Annotated in this window: 12 protein-coding genes; 10 read left to right on the top strand and 2 right to left on the bottom strand. The window is 45.6% G+C overall.

Annotated elements, in window-relative coordinates; translation table 11 throughout:
• The first annotated feature begins 590 nt into the window (after positions 1 to 590).
• The 6 genes from RDV48_29105 (at position 591) to RDV48_29080 (ending at position 15,259) form a co-directional block, all read left to right on the top strand.
• Positions 591 to 1,484 (top strand): phospholipase D-like domain-containing protein, encoded by an 894-nt coding sequence (locus RDV48_29105; protein ID MDQ7826893.1) that lies wholly within the window; start codon positions 591 to 593, stop codon positions 1,482 to 1,484.
• A complete protein-coding gene (locus RDV48_29100; GenBank protein MDQ7826892.1) occupies positions 1,481 to 4,561 on the top strand; it encodes an SNF2-related protein in 3,081 nt (1,026 codons plus the stop codon). Before RDV48_29105 ends, RDV48_29100 begins: the two co-directional genes overlap by 4 nt.
• Positions 4,562 to 4,573: 12 nt before the next feature.
• On the top strand, positions 4,574 to 8,827 hold the full coding sequence (locus tag RDV48_29095) for an N-6 DNA methylase (GenBank protein MDQ7826891.1): 4,254 nt from the start codon (positions 4,574 to 4,576) through the stop codon (positions 8,825 to 8,827).
• A gap of 102 nt (positions 8,828 to 8,929) precedes the next feature.
• Positions 8,930 to 14,761, top strand: a complete 5,832-nt coding sequence (locus RDV48_29090) for an MIT C-terminal domain-containing protein (protein ID MDQ7826890.1) — start codon at positions 8,930 to 8,932, stop codon at positions 14,759 to 14,761.
• A gap of 32 nt (positions 14,762 to 14,793) precedes the next feature.
• Positions 14,794 to 14,985: a transposase gene (locus RDV48_29085; GenBank protein MDQ7826889.1), complete on the top strand. Its 192-nt coding sequence runs from the start codon at positions 14,794 to 14,796 to the stop codon at positions 14,983 to 14,985.
• Between the two features lie 52 nt (positions 14,986 to 15,037).
• On the top strand, positions 15,038 to 15,259 hold the full coding sequence (locus RDV48_29080; protein MDQ7826888.1) for a hypothetical protein: 222 nt from the start codon (positions 15,038 to 15,040) through the stop codon (positions 15,257 to 15,259).
• Between the two features lie 37 nt (positions 15,260 to 15,296).
• Here the strand turns inward: RDV48_29080 and RDV48_29075 are convergent, their stop codons facing one another.
• A complete protein-coding gene (locus RDV48_29075; protein MDQ7826887.1) occupies positions 15,297 to 16,307 on the bottom strand; it encodes an Rpn family recombination-promoting nuclease/putative transposase in 1,011 nt (336 codons plus the stop codon).
• A 1,356-nt stretch (positions 16,308 to 17,663) separates the two neighbouring features.
• Between RDV48_29075 and RDV48_29070 the strand changes: the two genes are divergently transcribed.
• From RDV48_29070 to RDV48_29055, 4 genes are all read left to right on the top strand, one after another.
• The gene (locus RDV48_29070; GenBank protein MDQ7826886.1) at positions 17,664 to 17,963 is read left to right on the top strand and encodes a hypothetical protein; all 300 of its coding nucleotides are present in this window, start codon (positions 17,664 to 17,666) and stop codon (positions 17,961 to 17,963) included.
• Between the two features lie 207 nt (positions 17,964 to 18,170).
• The gene (locus RDV48_29065) at positions 18,171 to 18,326 is read left to right on the top strand and encodes a type II toxin-antitoxin system HicB family antitoxin (GenBank protein MDQ7826885.1); all 156 of its coding nucleotides are present in this window, start codon (positions 18,171 to 18,173) and stop codon (positions 18,324 to 18,326) included.
• Positions 18,301 to 18,585 (top strand): type II toxin-antitoxin system HicB family antitoxin, encoded by a 285-nt coding sequence (locus tag RDV48_29060; GenBank protein MDQ7826884.1) that lies wholly within the window; start codon positions 18,301 to 18,303, stop codon positions 18,583 to 18,585. The genes RDV48_29065 and RDV48_29060 overlap by 26 nt, the downstream gene beginning before the upstream one ends.
• Positions 18,582 to 18,809 carry a type II toxin-antitoxin system HicA family toxin gene (locus tag RDV48_29055; protein MDQ7826883.1) on the top strand — a complete coding sequence of 76 codons (228 nt, stop codon included), beginning with the start codon at positions 18,582 to 18,584 and terminating at the stop codon, positions 18,807 to 18,809. The genes RDV48_29060 and RDV48_29055 overlap by 4 nt, the downstream gene beginning before the upstream one ends.
• A gap of 863 nt (positions 18,810 to 19,672) precedes the next feature.
• Here RDV48_29055 and RDV48_29050 read toward each other — a convergent pair.
• Positions 19,673 to 20,833 carry a transposase gene (locus RDV48_29050; GenBank protein MDQ7826882.1) on the bottom strand — a complete coding sequence of 387 codons (1,161 nt, stop codon included), beginning with the start codon at positions 20,831 to 20,833 and terminating at the stop codon, positions 19,673 to 19,675.
• Positions 20,834 to 21,382: the final 549 nt, after the last annotated feature.

Genomic DNA, 21,382 nt, shown 5'->3' with positions numbered 1-21,382 from the left:
CTTCAGTTGCGTCCGAGAACCACGTCGAGGAAATAGTAATCGGCATAGGGGTCTTTGGTGCGCAGATGTACTGATGCCAAATCTGCGATTTGTGCATCAGTGATGCCCCCCTGGGTACGCTCAGCTTGCTCATCTTCTGAATACGCGCTCATCCCGGGCGGCGGGCGCTCATTGCAGGGGATATGCCACAGGTTCAGATGGGTGAGGATTTTCTTGATCCTACTCACAGAGCATTACTGACGGCATCATCATACCTGGGGGTATGATGTGCGTCAGTAAACCGGAAAGTCGTCAATGAAGGAGATTATTTTCATCGAGCCTCCGCATGCCCTGCTGACAAGCGGGTCTGTTTCCCATATTTTTCTTATGAGGGCCGACCAGCGCCTGTAGAAATTCCAAATCTTTGATTTGTGAATTTCTTATGCCCGACTGGGTATGCGGCAGGCTTTTGAGGAAAGTGAAGGCTCCGCTACGGTGAACTCCTGGCCGGGAAGCGCTTCCTCCCTTTTTTTCCGCAGGCCCCTGGATTTCTTCGACCAATGCCCGTAATACAGTATTGAGCGAGAAAAGTTCAGGTTATTGAAGGATTTTTGAACATAATCAATAAATTAAAGACCGATAGGTATCTTCATCATAAACAGAATTATTCACCTACAATCCAAGTTCTGAATCCAATCAAATTTATGATCATAGAACGAATAGATATGATCCATTGTTCTGATGCGGATTTTCATGAATCTTTCATCAACGATCTAGCTCATTCTGAAAATCAGGTAATCATCCTATCTCCTTTTCTTTCGCAGCGCAGAGCAAGTAGATATTATTCGATATTCTCTTCTCTTTCCGCAAGGCAGGTCGAGATTCTTATCTTTGTAAAGCCAAAGGCGGAGCAACCTTTTGAAATTAGAAACCACTACGAAGGAGTTGAAAATTGTCTTACGAATGCCGGTGCTATCGTTCACGAGCGAGCAGGTATGCATGAAAAAATTGCATTTATTGATGAAAAGATCGTCTGGCATGGGAGTCTAAACATATTATCCCATAACGAAACAAAAGAATCCATGCTACGTGTCGAATGTCAAGATCTCGTGAAAGAATTGCTTTCCGATCTAAAGATCGAGGTATTTCATAAGGCATCATCAGATTTAAATGAAAATGACACGAATATCAAAACCCTGGCAGATCAAGAATGTCCTGAATGTGGCGCTGAAATGAAATTATATAGAAATATCGCCATGTGGCTATGCAAAAATAGCCCCTCATGTTCGGGATCATCATCTTACAAAGAGTCGACAGGTGGTTTGTCGGATGACCCAGATGATATATCACTGGATTTGTCTTGCCCTCTCTGCAATTCGGGAATGCAAATCCATAAAGGATTGAATCTAAGGATCATATGTTCTTCAGCGGAATGTGGTTTTTCATTGGACAGGAGACTGTCAGATGGGCTGATCAGGATGTTCAAAAGAAGGTGCAGTAAATGAACGCACCCTTTGATGTTGGGTGTAAAGTCCGATGTCGCAACATTGAGTGGGAAGTTCTGTCGGTTTCTAATAACAATGACGGGACATTCACGATCCGTCTCTATCCTGATTCTGGAGGCAGACCGCAGGGGTTTATTTATCCATATACAAATATGGAGCCAATACAGTCCGGTGTTAGCGCTGAACGGATAGGGCACATCGATCATTATCATCTATTCACTTATGCAACGCTATTGTCTCTGGTTTATGAATATGACAAATTGTTGAGTATAAGCAACTCAACTATGATTCCAGAGCCATACCAGCTCATAGCAGTAAAAAAGGTTATGGAATCGCTTCGACAGCGGTTCCTTATCGCCGATGACGTTGGTCTGGGCAAGACTATTGAAGCGGGCCTTATTATGCAGGAGTTGACTGCCCGAGGAAGGGGTGCCCGCATTCTTATTATATGTCCAGCATCCCTCCAGGATCAGTGGAAAAAGGAAATGAAGCGTCACTTCCACAGGAATTTCTTCATATATAATAGTCGCAAAATGGAAGGTATACAGGAGCTGGTTGATGAGAATCTGAATCCCTGGCTCGCAAAGGACTCGATAATAACATCAATTGACTGGATTAAGCCTCAATATGAAGGAAGCGGGTTGTCACAAAAAAATTCCAATAAGGTATTTGATAAACTAACAAGCACTGAAAAGCTCTGGGATTTGATGATTATTGACGAAGCCCATTATGTATCAACAGATTCAAATAGAGCGGATCTAGCCAAGGAGCTTCAGGACCGTTGTGAGAATCTCCTGCTGCTCACTGCGACGCCACATTCAGGTAACCCAGAGCACTTTTTCAATATCTTAAACCTCATCGACCCCTTTATGTTTGCCGAAGCAAGTGATCTTGATCGACAGGACGCGCGACAGAGGATTGATAAGGTGATGATCCGCAGAGGGAAAGAGACAATTTTCGAAATAAACCAGCAGGGCGAGCTTGTGAAGAAATTCAAAGATCGTGAGCCTCATCCACAGGCAATAGAATTCACTGACGATGAGAGGCAGTTGTACAATGAGGTTTCATCATTTACGGGTACAGAGTGGTCTCAACTGAGCCGGAAACAAAGCATCAGCAAGTCAGAATTGAATGCAGGCAGATTCCTTCTGACCCTCGTTCAAAAAAGAATGGTTTCCAGCCCAGCCGCCCTCAGGGAGACATTGAAGCGACGAATCGATAGCATTGTCGACGAAAGAACCGCGACGAAGACAAACGCTCCTGAAAAACAGGAAATCAAGAGGCTGCTTAAGAGTTATGAGCGCGGAGACTACCTGGAAGAAGAAGACCGAGAATTTGTCGAACGCTACATAGAAACCCGGCGCATTCAGGCAAGCCATGCTGAGAGAACAAAAGAGATTAAGACATTACGCGCTCTTCTGGAAAAAGTAGAGAAATTGATGCACTCCGGTGAGGACAGCAAGTACAAATGGCTCAGAGAATTTCTAAAGAAATTGTTTACAAGCAATCCCGCAGATAAAGTGATAATATTTACTGAATATCGAGACACGCTAAATTTTTTGAAAGCAAAACTTGAAAATGAGTTCTTTATGAATAAAGAAGCAATTGTGGTGATTCATGGAGGGATGCCGCTAGGTGAAGATGAAGATGAATTAGGTTCAAAGCTTTATGCAGAAAGGCGATTCAATGAGCCAGATACAAGGATTCTTCTTGCCACGGATGCAGCTTCTGAAGGCCTCAATTTGCAGCGATATTGCCATAATCTCATCAATTATGAGCTACCTTGGAATCCGAACAGGTTGGAGCAGAGAATCGGCCGCATCCATAGATACGGACAAAAATATATAGCACAAATATACAACCTGATGATCAGCGGCTCAAAAGAAGCACAGATTTTCACGCTTCTTCAGGAAAAGATCGAAACCATAAGAAGGCAATTGGGAAATATGGCTGAGGTTCTTGGTGTGCTGGAAAGAATCTCACTTGATGATCTAATCCTGCGAGTTCTAGATAAGAATATCGATGAAAAATCAGTCGGCATTATCGCCGAAAAAGAACTGAAGAAGATGGATGAGATTGCCCGCCAGATTCAGGAGACGCAGTTCTTATCTGGATGCCGAGAATTCTCCCGCGAAGATATTGGGATAATGAATGGCGCCATTGTGCAATCAGAAAAGGCAATTCCCGGCGCTAAAGATGTTCAGGAGTTTGTAAAATTATTCTTGCGGGTTTTTGGAGATGATGGAACAGGAGATAAAAACGGAAGAATTCTGCATCCAACGAATAATAGGGATATTTTCAGGCTTATCGTCCCCTCGGTCATAAGAGATGATAAGCTTCCCTCTTCATACCCACGTGTCACCTTTAGCAGGTTAATTGCGACGGAAGATTGGTCCAGGAATCAGCAGCCTGATTTCCTTGCTTTTGGCCACCCCTTATTGGAAAGAATGGTTCATTATTGTAGAAGGGTAAAAGCCAGTGAACTTTCTAGTCAGGTTGCCTGCCTGCGAGCTGACTATACGGGTCTACCGGGAATAATTTTTAATTTTCTTCTGCGTTTCGAAGATAAGAGAGGCAGAGTAATTCGAGAAGAACTGGAGCCAGTCTTCGTTGATATTGAGGGAACTGTGCAGAAAGAAATTGGGCGAAGACTATTTCTTGACAGAACGGCCCCACAAAAGGAAGCGCATTGCGAGACATTAAAAAATCTTATAGAAAAGAACAAAGAACTTCAGCTCCAGGCGGAAGCACATATAAGAAAACAGTATCTGGAGTATTATGAAAGGGTTGAGAAATCAAGAAACAAGGATATAGAGGTGTTGATCGAGGATATGGAGCGATTCAATAAAGGGCGCATCCAGTTCCTGGAAAATGCTCTTTTCCAGATAATAGGTTCGCAAATGTCATTGCCCGATCTTGAGACACCTGCGCAGAAAGGTCAAAGGACACGAATTGAAAATCAGATGAGGATGCATCAGCAGAGGATGAAGGAAAGGCGACAAGAGATAGAACAAATGAGGCTCGGGGCTTTCCCCGCGCCAGAATTGCTTAATATGGTTTTATTAATGCCATTATGAGGGGGGAACTAGATGTTAGTATATAAAGAAAAATTAAATTCTATAATGCGCCGGGAGCAAGAGGCAAGGAATTATCCTGCCTCGTGCAGGTGGTACAGCGGGCTACGAAAAGCAATAAATCACATAGATAATTCAAATAGAACACAAAACGAAGTTGAGGTTTTTCGATGCGCCTGGAGCGCCATTTATAACCTTTCTTTAAGTGCCCATGTAAAGGGCGATGATGAGAACAAGACATATTTCAAATTTGTTGGCCATCTTGAGGATTCGCCTTCAGTAAGAAAAATTGCCAAGAATATGCCTATGGAATTACTTAAAAGACTGCTTGAGGCTGAAAAGACCGTCCTTTACAATAATGAATTACAAAAATACCGTGATTCTAAACAATGCGCAGAAATATGGTTGAAGAAACCGGACCTTACACCTGAAAAAGCCTGCAATTATGTATTTACTATTGCGCGCGATCTACGTAATGTAATATCCCATCCCACTTATAATCCGTCAAGTATTCATATAAGACATGTTTTTGAACTAGCATCACCATATTTTATCATGCTTGCCGAAGCAGCTATTGAGACTATTATAAGCCATCCGATACAAGGAACGACTGGAAAGACGGAGCTCTATATTGCATATTTGTGGCCTTTCATGAACAATTCTGATAGTTTCTTTTCAGACTATTATATCGAAAACCTTCTTGAAGAAGCTCACTTGGGTTCATTTCCGGAGACGACATCTAAGGAGAAAATGAAGAAGATCTCACGAAGCTTCAAGGAGAATGAAGACTCATTGAAAGATGCAGATTATTCAAACACAGGCAGAATTTGGTGCGAGCCGTTCCTCTTCGAAGCCCTGGGTATAAAACCTATTTCTGGAATCAAAATTGCAACTGAGAAGACGATATTTACGCCGGCGTACATCGTTCATTGGAATGAAGGTGGTTCCAAGACCCAAAGCTTTTATGATGGGAAGAACACAGGGAAGCACATCGCTTGTCTTATTTGGTTACTTCCTTGGTCATCGACTCTCGATGCCGTATATAGAGGAGAAGACTATAAAGAAAGCTCATACATCGATGTCGTACACCAGGCTCTCATAGAATCAGATGTCCCATGGGCAATAATCACGAATGGAAGACAATTACGGCTTCTGAATAAGACTACAGGGCATAAACCCCGGTGTTTTTTCGAAATCGATCTTGAGGCGATAAAAGATTTCAAAGGAGATAATGATGCCCTTCTCGCCTTTCGCATAATGCTCTGCATTTTTTCAGGTTCTTCTTTCGATGAAAAAGATATGAACGGAAAAACGCGACTTGATAAGATTCTCGAAGAGAGCCAGCGTCACGGAAAAGAAATTGGCGATGAATTGAAGAGTAATGTCTATAAGGCGTTGGAGAGACTCGGTGACGGATTCTTGAATCACCTGCGGAGGCTAGATAAGCAAGAACTAGATAAATGGCGGAAACAATACTTGCCTGATATCGAAATGAGGCATTTACTCTCTTCGGATGAGCTACTGAACGCAGTTTATCAAGAATCGCTGGTGCTCATGTATCGATTATTATTTCTTTTTTATGCCGAAAGCCGTGATATGCTCCCAATGGATGATGAAGTATATAGAGTTTCTTACAGCTTAGAATCTATCAGAGATGAGATCATCAGCGTGATCGACAGCCCACAGTTCACACAATACTTCGGCGAAGGAAATTATTTATTATGGGAGCGTCTGAAAGAACTTTTCTCTCTTATCAACAACGGATTCTCATCATCCATTACTGCCTTTAATGGAGGTCTATTTGATCCCGCTCAACACGCTTTTATTGAACAATTTGCAATGAGCGACCGTTATCTTTCGCTCGCAATAGATCATTTGAGCAGAACTAGGGTTGGAGCCGGCCAGGTGCGAGGCCAAGGGCGCAAGAAATTCACCTATAGGGATCTTGATGTGCGTCATTTGGGCAGTATCTATGAGGGGATTCTGGAATATACTGCGTGCCTTACAAAGGAAGATCAAGTTTCTATAAAGCGGAGCTCTAAGAAGAATAGTTATGAAGAATTCAAGAATATTTCAGAACTTGATGAAAAAGAAAAACATGATTACCAGTTGTGGCTTGAAGCTTATAGCGATAATCATATATATCCACAACCACCAAAAAACTGTAAAGTCACTGATTTCAAGAAAAAAGACCAATATATTTTGGTATTTGGCGGCAAGGAATCAAAGAGAAAATCATCTGGTTCTTACTATACACCTGATTATATCGTTCAATATATGGTAGAAAATACTCTTGGGCCGCTTATTAAGGGAGAAAACAGGGAAAATAATTTGAGGGATGTGCCTCTCTCATCTGATGAGATTCTTGAGCTAAAAGTCCTCGATCCTGCAATGGGTTCAGGCCATTTTCTCGTAGCAGCCGTGGAATATCTTGCAAAAGCTTATGGCGAGGCTCTTATAAAGGAAGGCAAAGATGCCGATGGCGTCATAACAGATGAGGAATATACTCAATACAAGAGAAGGGTCGCTGAAAGATGTGTATATGGTGTCGATATTAATCCAATGGCTGTCGAATTGGCTAAGCTTTCTCTTTGGCTCATTACAATGGATTCTACACGCCCTCTTTCGTTCCTGAATCATCATCTTAAATGTGGTAATTCATTGATCGGTGCCTGGATAAAGGATCTCGGAGAACTGCCAGTTATTGATAAGAAATCGAAACGCAATTTAAAGCAGATGCCCAAAAATCAGATAAGCTTTTTTGAGAAGTCATTCAAAGAACGGTTGCCAAGCATGGTGGCGGATCTCATAAGTATATCAAGGCGAGAGACGGTCACCTCTGCTGATATCAATGTCAAAAAGGCTCTTGAAATCTCCGTTGAGGCAACTAAAATTCATTTCAAGAACATAGCCGACATCTGGACTGCCACTTATTTCGGTGAAAAATGCTTTGATTATGAGGGCATTATAATGGACTTAAAAACTGCAAAAGACAGACACTCAAAAGTGGCTCGAGTAAACCGGTTCTTCCATTGGGAAATAGAATTTCCGGAAGTATGGTACGATGAGCAAGGAGGGCGATTAAAGAACGGGGGATTTGATGCTGTAGTGGGGAATCCGCCATATCTCTATAGTGCAGGTCAGAAGAATGAAGATTATTTTCGTGAATATAAGCTGGGAGAGTATCAAACTGATTATTATGTTTACTTCATTGAGAGAGCACTTTCAATAATCAAGCACACAGGTATGATTAGCATTATCACCCCGGATTCATGGTTGGGAAATAAGTACTTCTTCGATCTTCGCGATCATATAACGGTCAATAGACTAATAAGAGAAATCACGATTTTTACAGAACCACCATTTAAAGATGCATCAATAGAGAATGCAATCCTAATAACAGATCATAATCAAATAAAAGATCATTTCTTAATAAAAACAATGAATGCAATTGGTGAGATAATTAAGCAGATCAATATCCCATATGAAGTGGTTGATTCGAATATCAAGAAAACCATACCCACGGTCTATTCCATTGATGCAGAGAGGATAATTCGGCAGATAGAAAAGAAATCTGATATTGTAATTAAAGAGCTGTTTTTCACCAACCGCGGAGTACATGCATATCGGACCGATGGTTATGGAAAATCAAAATTTGGCGATGGTCCCCAGACAACTAGAGATAAGAAGGAACGTTCATATCATTCAAAAAATAAACTAGATGACACATATCGTCCTTTTTTTAAAGGACAGGATATTGATATGTTATCGCATATTGAGTCATATGAATATATCTCTTATGGCGAGTGGTTGGCCGAATCTCGAACAAAGGATTTCTTTGATGGACCAAGGATTGTTTTGAGGAAGATAATTGGAAAGAGAATTATTGCAACTTTTTTCACCGACGATACTGTTTTTGATCAATCGCTATATATCGCTAAACCCAAGATGAAGGTCAAAGAATCCGAACTTTTCTTTTACTTGGGTCAACTTATATCAAATGTAATGGCATTCTATTTGAAAAACAAGCATCAAATATTCGATCAACTTTATCCGTGGTACACACATGAACAATTATATTCGATTCCTATAGTATCATATGACTTGGCATATTCCCAAAGAGATGCAATAGCGGCTCTAGTTAAGTCCCAACTCAATCAAAAAAATAAGAAGCATCTGGCAGAAAAATTATGTGAAATAGATGAGTTGGTGGCGGACATATTTAATCTAGACTCTCAACAGAGAAAGATTATTAATAGTATCGATTGAATTGGAATTGCTTAAAATAGCAGCGAGGCAAATATGCAACCTCTAGAAATCGTCGAGCGCGTAAAGGCAAATTACAAGAACTATATCAAGACAGCATTCCCCGTGGCAGATGTTAAGCTACGCGAAGATCTGCATTCACTTATCGATCAGGAAAATCTTCTCTGGCGCGGTCCCTATTTATCGTTACAGCGGCCCTATGAGCTCGCCGGTGAAAGCTTAGCCAAACAGCAGAAGAAACTCGACCTCAATAAGAAGCTCCTTGAGGCAAGCTCATATGTTGATGAGAAAGGCGAGAAATACCCTCCATTTGGTGAATGGGTGCTCTACTCACATCAACAGACCGCCATAGAACAGATATTGGCAGGAAACAATACTATAATTTCCAGCGGTACAGGCTCAGGAAAGACAGAAGCATTTTTCCTTCCCATACTGAATTATTGCCTGCAGAATCCAGGCCCTGGCATCAAAGCTTTGATCCTCTACCCCATGAATGCACTTGCAAATGATCAATACGAACGCTTTACACGATATCTTGCTGGCACTCAAGTGACACTCGCCCGCTATACAGGCGACACACCGGAAGACGAATCTGATGCCGATAGGCACAATAAAGAAAGACGACCCCAGGGATTGTGCGAAGAGGCGATATGGTATCGCAAGGATATAAGGAATGCGAAGACACTACCCAACATTCTGATGACGAACTACTCGATGCTGGAATATTTGCTACTGAGGAAATTAGACAGGGTGCTCTTTGATGAGAGACTACGCTTTCTTGTTCTCGATGAAATCCACACTTACCAGGGGGCCAGGGGTATTGAAGTGGCCTGTCTCATACGCAGGCTTAAAGAGCATGTAAATAAAATTGAAGGAAAGCTGCTGTGCATCGGCACAAGCGCAACAGTAAAAGGCAAAGATTCTCAACCAGTGGCAGATTTTGCATCAGAATTGTTTGGCGAATTGTTCTTGCCGGGACATATATGTATCGAACAATACCAGGCACTTCAGCAACCAACTCAGCCATATATGCCGCCCGCACCGGCAATAGAAGAAGAGGATATTCGCAAGCTTCGCGATCTTTCAAATATCGATCTAGTATATGACTTTTGCATGGACTATATCGCACCTGATTCAGTCGTACTGACCGCCATGGAGACAACCGACAAGAAAGGCATTGATGCGCCGGCTGAATTTCTGGGAAGAATACTCGCAGATAATATGCTCTTTCATTCAATTCAAGAACTGCTCAATGAACCACGCTCTCTCGATGAAGTGACAAGATTTCTTGGCACCGGAGGGAACATTGATAAAGGATATCAACAGGAAAAAAGATTTGCAGACGATGCAATGAGAGCTGGCAATGACGAAACCTATCTCAGGAGAGAAGTCGAAGCATATCTGCTGCTGGGCGCAAAAGCAAAATTTAATGGCCAACCTCTTATCAGACCCAAAGTTCATATTTTCTGGAGAGGAATCCAGGGAATATATCGTTGCACCAATGATGAATGTGCAATGCTTCACACTGAATATGTAGATAGCTGTTCAAACTGTGGTGCCCGTTGTCTCCCCCTTGAAGTCTGCAGGAACTGTGGTCAGGACTTTTATCGCGCCTTTCCTGGAGAAGAGCTGGTCGAGGATCAGGAACCCACAAGAAAAGGCAGAAAATCGAAAAAATCAAATGTAATCCCGTTATGGGTGAAATTAGTTGATGAACAGCAAAAAGATAGCAAGCCCATTCATTTAACCTATCATCTCTATGAAAGAAAAGAGACTGGAGAAGATGAAGGTGATAACCAGGCTGATGAAGATACCTCAGAGTTCACAGCACACTATTGTCCCTGCTGTGGAACGCTCTATGTGAAAGGCCCTGTAGCATGTGATTGCAGGAATAACAATGCCGTCGCAGAAAGCGCGCGGGTAATTAGGAAACCCAAAGCCTATTTTGGCCCAATACATAAGTGCCCCGCATGCGAAGGCATATATGGCGGGGGAATGGAAGTTGTGACACCACTTCGTTCTGCAACAATGGTTGGTATCAACATTTTGGTGGAGGGTATATTTCAACATCTCACTTCTGAACAGCGAAAATTATTGATCTTCTGCGATAATCGACAGGATACGGCCTTTCAAGCTGCATATCTCAATCTCAAGCATTCTCATTTTACCGGCCGGCAACTTATATACCAGGTATTGCGCAATGAATTGGACGCTCACAATGGAGATCCTGTAAGCTTCGAGCGCTTGCAGCAACTGCTTTATAAACGAAGGCTCCAATATCAAATCTATTGTCCCAAGCCCACGCGAGAAGAAGGGGGGCAGCTCAGCTATAACATTCGCAAACCTGAAAATCCGGATGATGTGGCTGTTGAACATGCCGATATTCAAATGGTCATGCTTTCCGAAATCGCAAAACCCGGCTCTCGAAGGACCAGTCTTGAGGGTATTGGCTTAATCGCTGTCCTCTACTATAAAGAGAAAGAGATGTTGAAGGAATTAGCCCACATCGCGGAAGATCTACAAAGAAAATGGAAACTTAATGGTGTAGAGCTCCATAATCTCCTTGCCTTGATATTGGATGAAATGCGTTTCAAAAGAGCTCTTTCACATCCAATGTTGCTAAGACCCATGGAAAACGAAAGAAATCTTTTCGGCCGATCAAATCTGCCAGTAGGTTATTGCAATCATAAAATAAGCAGTGAAAAACAACCTTATAGAGTATTTGGATTTCTCTCAATTACAGGAGGAGAGACAGCGCTTCTCAATCTTGCGGCTAAGGTAGTTGGCAAGGAGCGCTCACCTGAAGCACTTCAAGATTGGCTCGAGTTCCTTTATAATCAGGGTTTTATCATTAAAGTTGAGATTGGAAACGAAAAATCAACTCGTCAGGTTACCATGGTCAATCATCAGAGGATAATGCTTACGATTCCAGATGAGCTTTTTAGATGCAATAACTGCAGTTCCGTGACAAGTCATTCTGTTCGTGGTATCTGTCCGCGCTGGCGTTGTTCAGGAAGGCTGGAGAATTACCAACCAGATCCCCTTATGAATTATTATGTTGATGTATATATGCATAAAGAGCCTTTCCGGATGATATCGAATGAGCACTCTGCGCAGCTCTCTGGTACACGTAGAATTCAGATAGAACGATCTTTTAAAAGTGGCGCATCAGATATCCTTGTCTGCACACCAACAATGGAGATGGGTGTGGATATAGGCGATCTGCCAAGTGTTTTTATGCGAAATGTTCCCCCTGGTCCCGCAAATTATGCTCAGCGAAGCGGGAGAGCAGGCCGAAAAGAGCGCATTTCTCTGATAAATACCTATGCCCTCGATAGGGCTCACGATACATATTTTTTTGAAAGACCATCAGATATGATATCGGGAGAAATTGATCCCCCAGAGTTTACAATAGAGAATGAGCGCATTGTCAAGCGGCAAATTAATTCTCTCATTCTTGAAAAACTTGATTTTCAATTCAAGGATACACTCGGTCAGCTTCTCTCAGAAAGCGAGAAAGATTTCGCATTTCCGGAGATTGAAAAAGAAGTTCAAATTCGAAGAAAAGAAATTATTGATGCTGTTATGAAGGCTTTTGAAAAAGATAGAAAGGAAAAGGGCATCCAATGGATTGATGCCAAAGAAATAGGTGCCTTGGTTGATGATTTTTACTCACATCTCATTGAGGCATTTAGCCCCTGGATTCTGGAGAGGGAGGCGTTATTTTCGGATGTACTTGAGCTGAGCACTGAAAAGGTAAGAATCAGTCGAACAAATCCGAAGCGAGCGGCAGAGCTTTCTGAGCGGGAGGCACATCTCTACAAGTTGCTCGATCAGATTGACGGGAATTATCCCCTTTCATACCTATCAAACACAGGCTTTCTGCCCAGCTATGCATTCCCCTCAGATTCAGGACGGCTCGTTGCCAAAGATGAGGTCAAGAAACCTATTTTTCGCAGCCTCGAGATGGCTATCTATGAATACGCCCCCGGGAATACGATCTATATGGATGGAAAGAAATACCAGGTTATCGGGCTCGACTTTCATCGTGCCCCAGTCCCCGATCTCAATAAAGTATATCGAAAATGTGAAACATGCGATTTTCTTTCTTTCGATCTCTCAAAAACTGTCTGCCCTTTCTGCAAAGAAGCTCTTTTACCCAGGGATTTTCCAATTCTTTTTGCCACTTCATTTATGGCAGAGAGAGCAGAAGCCATCGGTTCAGATGAAGAATATCGAAAGAGAGCCTTTTATGTTTCGAATACTTATCTTGCAGGTACTTCCGAGGATATGCAGAAATTCCAAGCTGAGGGCGTTGAATTTGAGTATATGAGAAAAGGAGAAATCCTTATTGTCAACAACGGCCTTTCTGAGGAAGGGGGAAGCGGTTTTATGTTATGCCGATCCTGCGGACACTGGCATGCGCCTACCAACAAATCCTCCTTTGAAGAACACAGAATTCTCCATAATAGAAGGCAAAGCTGTGGTGGTAACTCGACCAGATTTCACCTCGGGCATCAATTTCAGACAGATGTTCTTTTGATAAATCTTCCAGGTTGTGAGATAAAAGCACCTGAGTTTTTCACAAGCCTTAAGGCGGCATTGATTGAAGCCGCTCAGGCAGTAGTTGGCGCTGAATCGGGTGAGCTCAGTGGTTTCGTAAGAAGTATCAAAATAGACGGAATTGTGAATTTTCAAATTGTTCTTTATGATAATGTCCCTGGTGGAGCTGGATATGTGCGTAAAATAGCGGCACAAGCTCTAAATATACTTACAACAGCGCGGAGCATTCTCGATGGTTGTCAATGCGAGAAATCCTGTTATAAGTGCCTCCGCTCTTATGAAAATCAATCAGAGCATATCATGCTCGATAAAAGGCTCATACAACCCTATCTTGATCACCTCATAATCCTCAATAGCGCACAGGAAAAAGGCCTGCTTGTTGAATACGAAAAAGGTACATCTAGGTTTTGCGGAGCACACAATACAGAGTGGCTTCAAAGAAAGCTCCGAAATTCCCAAAGGATAATTGCGATAGCAGGTACATGCGATAATGACGAGGTCCCCCATGGTATACCATGGGCGAGATTCCTTGCTGAACTCAAAAAAGAAAGAATGGCCGGAATCAAAATTGAAATAGGAATCAGCCAGATTCCCGAACTCTCCGAGATAAATGAGCATAATCTATTATCCGTGAAGGGTCTTCTCGATCTCATTGAATCAGGAGTCAAGCTCCACAAAATATCGCAAGCGCCCTCAACTGGATGGCAACTGGCAATCGATAAAGGTGGGGATGATAAAATGTCAATAGCTTCAATAGGCGAGCCTCTTGTCTTATCATCTGCCCTGGAATCAAAGCGTCTTGTTTATAATCTTGATTCAGTCGTCGTAAAAAGAGCTATTGAGCTTATAGAGAAATGCATGAGCGGAGCTAAGCCAATATCAGCCTCATCCTTTGCCGCTTCGAAAAGGGAAGGCTTTAATATAACTGATATTGAGGACAGCCAAGCCGATATCACTTATCTAAAGCTGTTTGGCCCTATTCTCAATAATGAAAAGTGGATAAAGATCTTGGATCCCTATATCAGACTGGATTATCAAGTAAGAAATCTCGAGGATCTGCTCAGCTCAGTCAAACTACCACACAATGCTATGGTGGAATTAATTACGACCTATGAATCACAGGAGCCCTATGGTCTTTCACAAGAAAAGGAATCGCGAAAACGGCTCTCAGAGTTGAAGAAAAAGCTGAAGGATAGAGGAATAGAATTGTCCTTTACTTTTGAGCAGACTCTGCATGATCGCTCGATTGAAACGGAAAAATGGCAAGTCATTCTTGGAAGGGGACTCGATATGTTTTACCCGCCAGAACCTGGCAAATCAAGCAAAACCAGGCTGGCAAAGAAATGCCGTGTAATATATGTGCCGAAGAAATGAATTGAATCATCAAATTGAGCAGATGTTATATTGTGTACGTTATCTATTACTCAGAGCTTGTTGAGCATATACCCAATGTCAACCTGATTGGATGCTGGGCCCATGCTCGCCGTAAATTTGACGAGGCAGTCAAGGCAGAGGAGAGGAACTCAGATCCCGGCGCCCCCCGGCCTCCGAAGATAGTATACAGTAAATTTCCGGAAAGTCCAAATAGTTCCTGGTGAAGAGCAGTGAAGGAGGCCGAAAATCTACAAAATTCCAGTAAGCGGTGCGTCGGTGCGAGGAAAAAGGCGGGAGCGGGAGCGAAATACCCCTGTCCTCTGCGACCCCCAGGCCTTCGAGCAGGTCTTCTCGAACCTCTTCCACAACTCCCTCAGCCACGCCCTGCCGGGCGTGAAGCCTCTGATCCAGGTGGGATGCGCCGAGAGCGGCGGCACCGGCGCCGCCTTCATCATCACGCTGCCCCAGGGGGGGAGTGAGAAGGCCGGGGGGAGATGAAAGCGCCCGGGGGGAGTGAAAGCGCCCGGGGGGAGATCTAAGAGGAGCTAGGCAATTTCTCTATCTGTTCCCTTGAGAGGCCGGTAATTTCTGAGATGGTCTCACTGTCGAACCCTTTTTGCTTCATCATCCTCGCGTCTTCGAGCTTGCCTTTCAGCAACCCTTCGCGCAAGCCTTCAAGTTTGCCTTCACGCATGCCTTCGCGCATGCCTTCACGCATGCCTTCGCGCATGCCTTCACGCATGCCTTCGCGCTTTCCCTTCCTGAGCAGCTTCTTCTCATACTTCTCCAGGGTTTCCTCAAGCATGGGGCTCACCGACCTTTCTTCCAGCGCAGCGGTATCCAAAGTGATATTTTTCGCGCGAAGCATTCTTCTCAGCCATATCCCGAAGTCCCTCTGCAGCTCCGGGTTTACCTCTCTCCTGAATACTATTATAGCATCTCTTATGATTTTCGCCAATTCTCTTTCGCCTGCCGTCTCAATCAGAAATAACTGGGAGACTATGGTGTCAAGCTCCCTGAGGCTTTCCCTGGAGAACTCATTCTCCGCAATCTTGTAATAGGAAAAGACCGGCGTATAAGGGCTCATGGTTCCAAAGGGCCTCTCAATCAGCTCTCTTATGTTCAAAGGGGCATTCCACGCCCTTCCTCCACTATAGAGCAGCACCGGAAAAACTGACGGCAGCATGCCCCGCTTCACTTTCCTTGCCCTTATGAGGTCCTGATAGAACAGCAGAATGTAAGTGAGAATCCTAAGCGCCATAAATCTATGGACTGTTGACTGGAACTCGATCAGAATATAGAAATAGGCCGGGCTCCCCTTGACGGTCACTTCCCAGATGATATCGGTCTGCCTTTCCAGGAGCTCTTCCGACACATAGGAGGCATTCACTTTCTTGAGAGTGGTGAAATCTATTTCTTTGACGAAATCTTCTTTTACAAAGGACCTGATGAGGTCCTCCACCATCGCGGGATGGGAGAAGAGCATTTTGTAGCCCCTGTCTCTTAGTTTTTTCCTGGATGGTTCATGGTGCCTGCCCTTCTTCATGGAACAAGCATAGCACTTTCATGCTGACAGATTATGACAAGAGTATGAAGAAATTACGGATTCCTGTTAAATATATATGACCGCCCGGGCCTTCGGATCCAGGCTTATTACCTGCCCGCCTGTGCCGGCTGCATATTCACTGATGCTCATGCCCCATGCCTGACTGAACGCCCTCTCTCTTAACAGGCGCCCTTTCAGGAATCTGATCTGAAAAATTCGCGCCACAGGCATTGAGGATTATCGTCAATACCGGCGCGATCCGCCACGACAACCTTTGAGGAGCGCTTCGGGGCAGATCTTGCCGGCGCTTCGAATGCGTTCCTCGACTGCTTCAGTGCGGGCCTTGCGAGGACAGGAAGCGAGCTCGCGGCAGGAACTTTGGAGGGCGGGAGAAAAAGCTATAGTGCAGAGCATATTCCACAGGAGGGATACCGGGACGCTGCCAGATGAACAGAGAAGAGATAAAGGCGAACCTCAAGGCCACCGCGCTGATATCCCCCCTCGGGAGCGAAGCACTCGACGAGCTTGCGGGAGGGAGCAGAGTGGTTTATTTATAGGAACTTAGATTTCGGCGCCCCCCGGCCTCCGGAAAAATTATACAAGAAATTTCGGGAAAAGTCTGGAAATTTTCCGGCGAAGGGTGGCGAAAAGGGGGCAAAGAGAGAAGAATTCCGGGAAGCGGTGTGTCGATGCGAGGAAAAAGGCGGAATAGCGAGCAGAAAACCCCGATCCTGTACGCGCAGAACCAGAGCCCTTACTGCCCCTTATATCTTCAGTTGATGAGAATGGGGCGGCCATCGGCATGGTGGAGTACACCGAAAACCTGGATCACTGGGATGGCAGGAATCACACTTGCGGCAGCGCAGGGAGACACCTCGGAATGGGGAAGCTCAAGGATGGGCGTTTCTATGTCAGGAGAGCCATCCTCGTGAGTGCTTTGACGGTGTCCGCGCTGCGCTTATAGCTGCGTGGGCACGTAACCCTGAGGGCCGGGCACTGGTCCATTATAAGGCTGGCCATTAGGCATTATGGCACCGCTCAGGTTCGCGTAGCTCAGGATCGCATATTGCAGGTTCGCACCGCTCAGGTCCGCATCGGCCAGGTCCGCATTGGACAGGTTCGCACTGGTCAGGCTCACATATTGCAGGGTCGCACGGGTCAGGATCGCACCGCTCAGGTCCGCATAGGTCAGGTCTTCACCATGTGTGCCATGGAACTCAGTGGCAGGGGGAGAGGGATCATGCTGAGGTGATCGATGCCGATGAGGCGAAGAGGCTCTGCCTCGAGCATAACCCCGATGTCTATGAGGAGCTCTTCGGTGAGCCCGTGCCGGTGCTGTCGGAATAGGAGGGAACCATGCAGGCCATTGAGGAGATTAAGAAACAAGATGCACTGAATGAACTTATTGAGCACTCACTTTCGGAATTCTATGAGCATGGCGAGGAACAAAGGAGGCTCTACCTTGCCCCTATTGAGAAGATGAAACGTGAAGAGATGACCAATGAGAGGGACACTCTCCAGGGGCTCTGCCACAGGGCAACGATGAACCTGGAGGAGCAGGAACAATTCTTCATTTACCGCGCAGGCTTCCTTGCAGGTATGGAGCACGCCAGGCGGCAGGACTGGAAGGAAAGCCTGAAAAGCCCTCCCCAGTAATAAGCCTTGGGGTGATCTCTCATCGGCAACAGAGGGGCGGCAGTGACCGCTCCTTTTCTTTTGTGATATAATCAAGGCAGGACAATGCAGTGCCATCATGGAAGTGATCGGCACTCGGCAGAGCTTGCCAGGGCCTCTTCCCTGGCAAATACCGGGGAAGCCATCATGGGGTATATTGAAGCGGCACAGAAAGAGGGGGGTTACACAATGGCCTATAAGGTGAGTGTGGTAATAGAGAAAGATTCTCATGGGTATTATACTTATTGCCCAGAACTGAAGGGGTGTCAAACCCAGGGGGACAGCATTGAAGAAGCCCTGGTGAATATCGGGGAAGCCATTGAGCTGTACCTTGAGACATTGTGATGATACTGCAAGCTGGGAGGGGCATGTCATGTTAAAGCACTTCAATGTTCTGCTTGAATGGGATGAAGAGGATAAGGTTTTCATCTCCTATGTTCCGGCACTCAATAATATCTCAACTTATGGGGACACCAGGGAAGAAGCTCTGGCGAATACAAGGGAAGCCATCATGGGGTATATTGAAGCGGCACAGAAAGAGGGAATCCCGGTCAAAGAAGATCAGGGCTCCCTTGAGTGGGTTAACCTGGAGATTGCAGTATGAGCAGACTCCCGAGAATAAGCGGGGAGGATACAAAGAATGCTCTGCTTAGAGGAGGGTTTCGGCTTTCTCATGTCCGAGGGAGCCATCATTACTTTCTTCATCCCGCTGGGGGCTCCATTGTATGTATCCCGGTGCACGGAAGCAGAATCCTTCCTCTCAAGACACTGCTATCTATAATCAGGCAGGCAAAGTTGACCGTTGAAGAATTCATAACACTGCTGTAAAGCAAAGGAGTAAGCAATAGCACGTAACAGGAGCGGCAGGTCCGCTCCTCTTTGTTTCCCCAGCAGGAGTGAGCATGGCCCCCATGGAAGAGATAATCACCTGTAGAGATTGCAGAGAGGGGAGAATATTATGAAACCCATTAAGATAAAGAAACCCAGCAGCGCGGGCAAGCCTTCTTCCAAAAAAGACAAAGAAAAGAAGCCGAGGCCAAGCTCCCCCACTCCTGGCATTCGCCTTGAGCCCACTTTAAGGGACTGGCTGAAACAACAGGCGGAAGTTAACCACACCAATGAATCAGTGTATGTTAGAGATTTAATTGAACATGCCCGCCTTTCCATTTTCACCTCAGTTTTCGGGGTGTTACGTGAGATTTATAGGAACTTAGATTTCGGCGCCCCCCGGCCTCCGAAGAAATTATACAAGAAATTTCGGGAAAAGTCTAGAAATTTTCCGGCGGAGGGTGGCGAAAAGGGGGCAAAGAGAGAAGAATTCCGGGAAGCGGTGTGTCGATGCGAGGAAAAAGGCGGAATAGCGAGCAGAAAACCCCGATCCTGTACGCGCAGAACCAGAGCCCTTACTGCCCCTTATATCTTCAGTTGCGTCCGAGAACCACGTCGAGGAAATAGTAATCGGCATAGGGGTCTTTGGTGCGCAGATGTACTGATGCCAAATCTGCGATTTGTGCATCAGTGATGCCCCCCTGGGTACGCTCAGCTTGCTCATCTTCTGAATACGCGCTCATCCCGGGCGGCGGGCGCTCATTGCAGGGGATATGCCACAGGTTCAGATGGGTGAGGATTTTCTTGATCCTACTCACAGAGCATTACTGACGGCATCATCATACCTGGGGGTATGATGTGCGTCAGTAAACCGGAAAGTCGTCAATGAAGGAGATTATTTTCATCGAGCCTCCGCAGGCTCGGCAGATAAGAGGGTCTGTTTCCCATATTTTTCTTATGAGCGCAGCCCAGCGCCTGCGGCAGATTCTTGAGGAGAGCGAAGGCTCCGCTACAGTGAGCTCTTTGGCGGATAACTCTTCCTCCCTCTTTTTACGAAGGCCCCGGGATTTCTTCGACCAATAGCCGTAGTAGAGAATACGATTTTCGAACCTGTCCGGGATATGAGAAGATACAAGTGCCAGGAAGTCCAGGGCTTCGAATACTCTCTTCTCACCGCCCTGATTTCCATAGACGACCTTCCCTTCGTCACGCTTATAGCTCATTTTGCTCAAGGATATGGGCGCACGAACCAGGTATCGTGCCGCTTTCTCCCTGTTCTCCCGGTCATCAGGATAAAGCACATCGCTGAAATGCACGTTAAACCCTGAGTTATGCCAGCTCATAAGGTTCTCGATGACTGATTCGTTGATTTTGTCTTCTACTAAAAGCATCTTGAAGACCTTGTGCATGAAGAGCTTTTCCGACTTCTTTTCGTCAAAAGCATCAGGGAGTGGGTGGAAATTGCCTTCTTTATCATAGCAGCCCTGGCAGAGCATGCCGTGGAGGTGCGGGTGAGTGTTGACGAAACTTCCCCAGGTGTGGATGCCGATGACCATTCCCGGAACCACATCCTCACGGCCGAGAGCTGCCTGGAAAAGCTCTTTTACCGTCTCGAAGGCGCATTGGCAGAGCCTGGGGTAGAGCTTATGGTCAAACATGAAATAAATGCGCAGCATCTTGGGAATAGTAAACGTGCTGGTTCTTATCGGCACTTGAGCATCTATGATTTCTTCTGTAAGGGATTCTCCAAGCTCGAGGGCTCGCCGCTGACTGCACGACGGGCAGAAGCACCTGCATTTGCAGGAGTATGGCAAGAGATACTCATCGCCGCAGTCCTCACAGCGGATTCGGGCAAAGCCGCCATGGAGGCAGCCGCAGTCCAGATATCTCAGGAACACATCTTTTACGACAGGCCTCCAGAAGCCGTATTTCCCCTGATAGCGCTCGTCATAGCAGCCTTCGAAGGCTTCATAATGGTCTTCTACGAGCTGATACAGGGGAGATGCTCTGAGATTGCGGGGCACATATGCCCCTTTTATGGACCCTTCCACATCATCCGCTCCAGGAAAGAAAGTCTTTTATGGAGCTATCGTAACGGAAGAATGTTGTCGGGTTATTGCCGGGGAGTTAAGAGAAGGCAGCGGGTGTTACTTTTTTGTAAACCAGCAGGGCTTGGCGAAGAGGTGAAAGGCGGTCCTTTCGGCGCCCGGCCCTGTCGCTGTCGAGGGGTACGCCGATACGGCGCGAATGTCGCCACAACATCCCATGTTTGGCGACCCGCAGGGTTTGCGAATGCAAACATTCGCCGCATCGATACACCGGCGGGCTTGCATTCGCCGTGCTCCCAGCCACCGCCCAGGAGGTCAACGTGAGGGGGCGGTCGCGCCAGGCGCCCGGTTCGAAGAAAAGGGGGAAAGTGCGTCTGGTCTGGCGCCCCCGGGGGGAGGCACCAGACCAGCGTCTTAAGCCTCAAAAACTATGCATAAAATCCCGGAGAATGCCAGGCGATCAACCCTGAAGGCGCCGCCCGGGTAAGGCTTAGTGTACACGGCTGACGAGCCTGCCCCCGGCAG

The sequence above is a fragment of the Candidatus Eremiobacterota bacterium genome, assembly GCA_031082125.1.
Taxonomy (GTDB): Bacteria; Vulcanimicrobiota; CADAWZ01; order CADAWZ01; family Ess09-12; genus Ess09-12.
This window is presented reverse-complemented; position numbering and strand designations above follow the sequence as displayed.

Excerpts from the sequence above, each read along its gene's own strand:
- RDV48_29075 (MDQ7826887.1), bottom strand. The coding sequence starts at position 16,307 with ATGAAGAAGGGCAGGCACCATGAACCATCCAGGAAAAAACTAAGAGAC.
- RDV48_29065 (MDQ7826885.1), top strand. The coding sequence starts at position 18,171 with ATGGCCTATAAGGTGAGTGTGGTAATAGAGAAAGATTCTCATGGGTAT.
- RDV48_29070 (MDQ7826886.1), top strand. The coding sequence starts at position 17,664 with ATGCAGGCCATTGAGGAGATTAAGAAACAAGATGCACTGAATGAACTT.
- RDV48_29055 (MDQ7826883.1), top strand. The coding sequence starts at position 18,582 with ATGAGCAGACTCCCGAGAATAAGCGGGGAGGATACAAAGAATGCTCTG.
- RDV48_29100 (MDQ7826892.1), top strand. The coding sequence starts at position 1,481 with ATGAACGCACCCTTTGATGTTGGGTGTAAAGTCCGATGTCGCAACATT.
- RDV48_29095 (MDQ7826891.1), top strand. The coding sequence starts at position 4,574 with ATGTTAGTATATAAAGAAAAATTAAATTCTATAATGCGCCGGGAGCAA.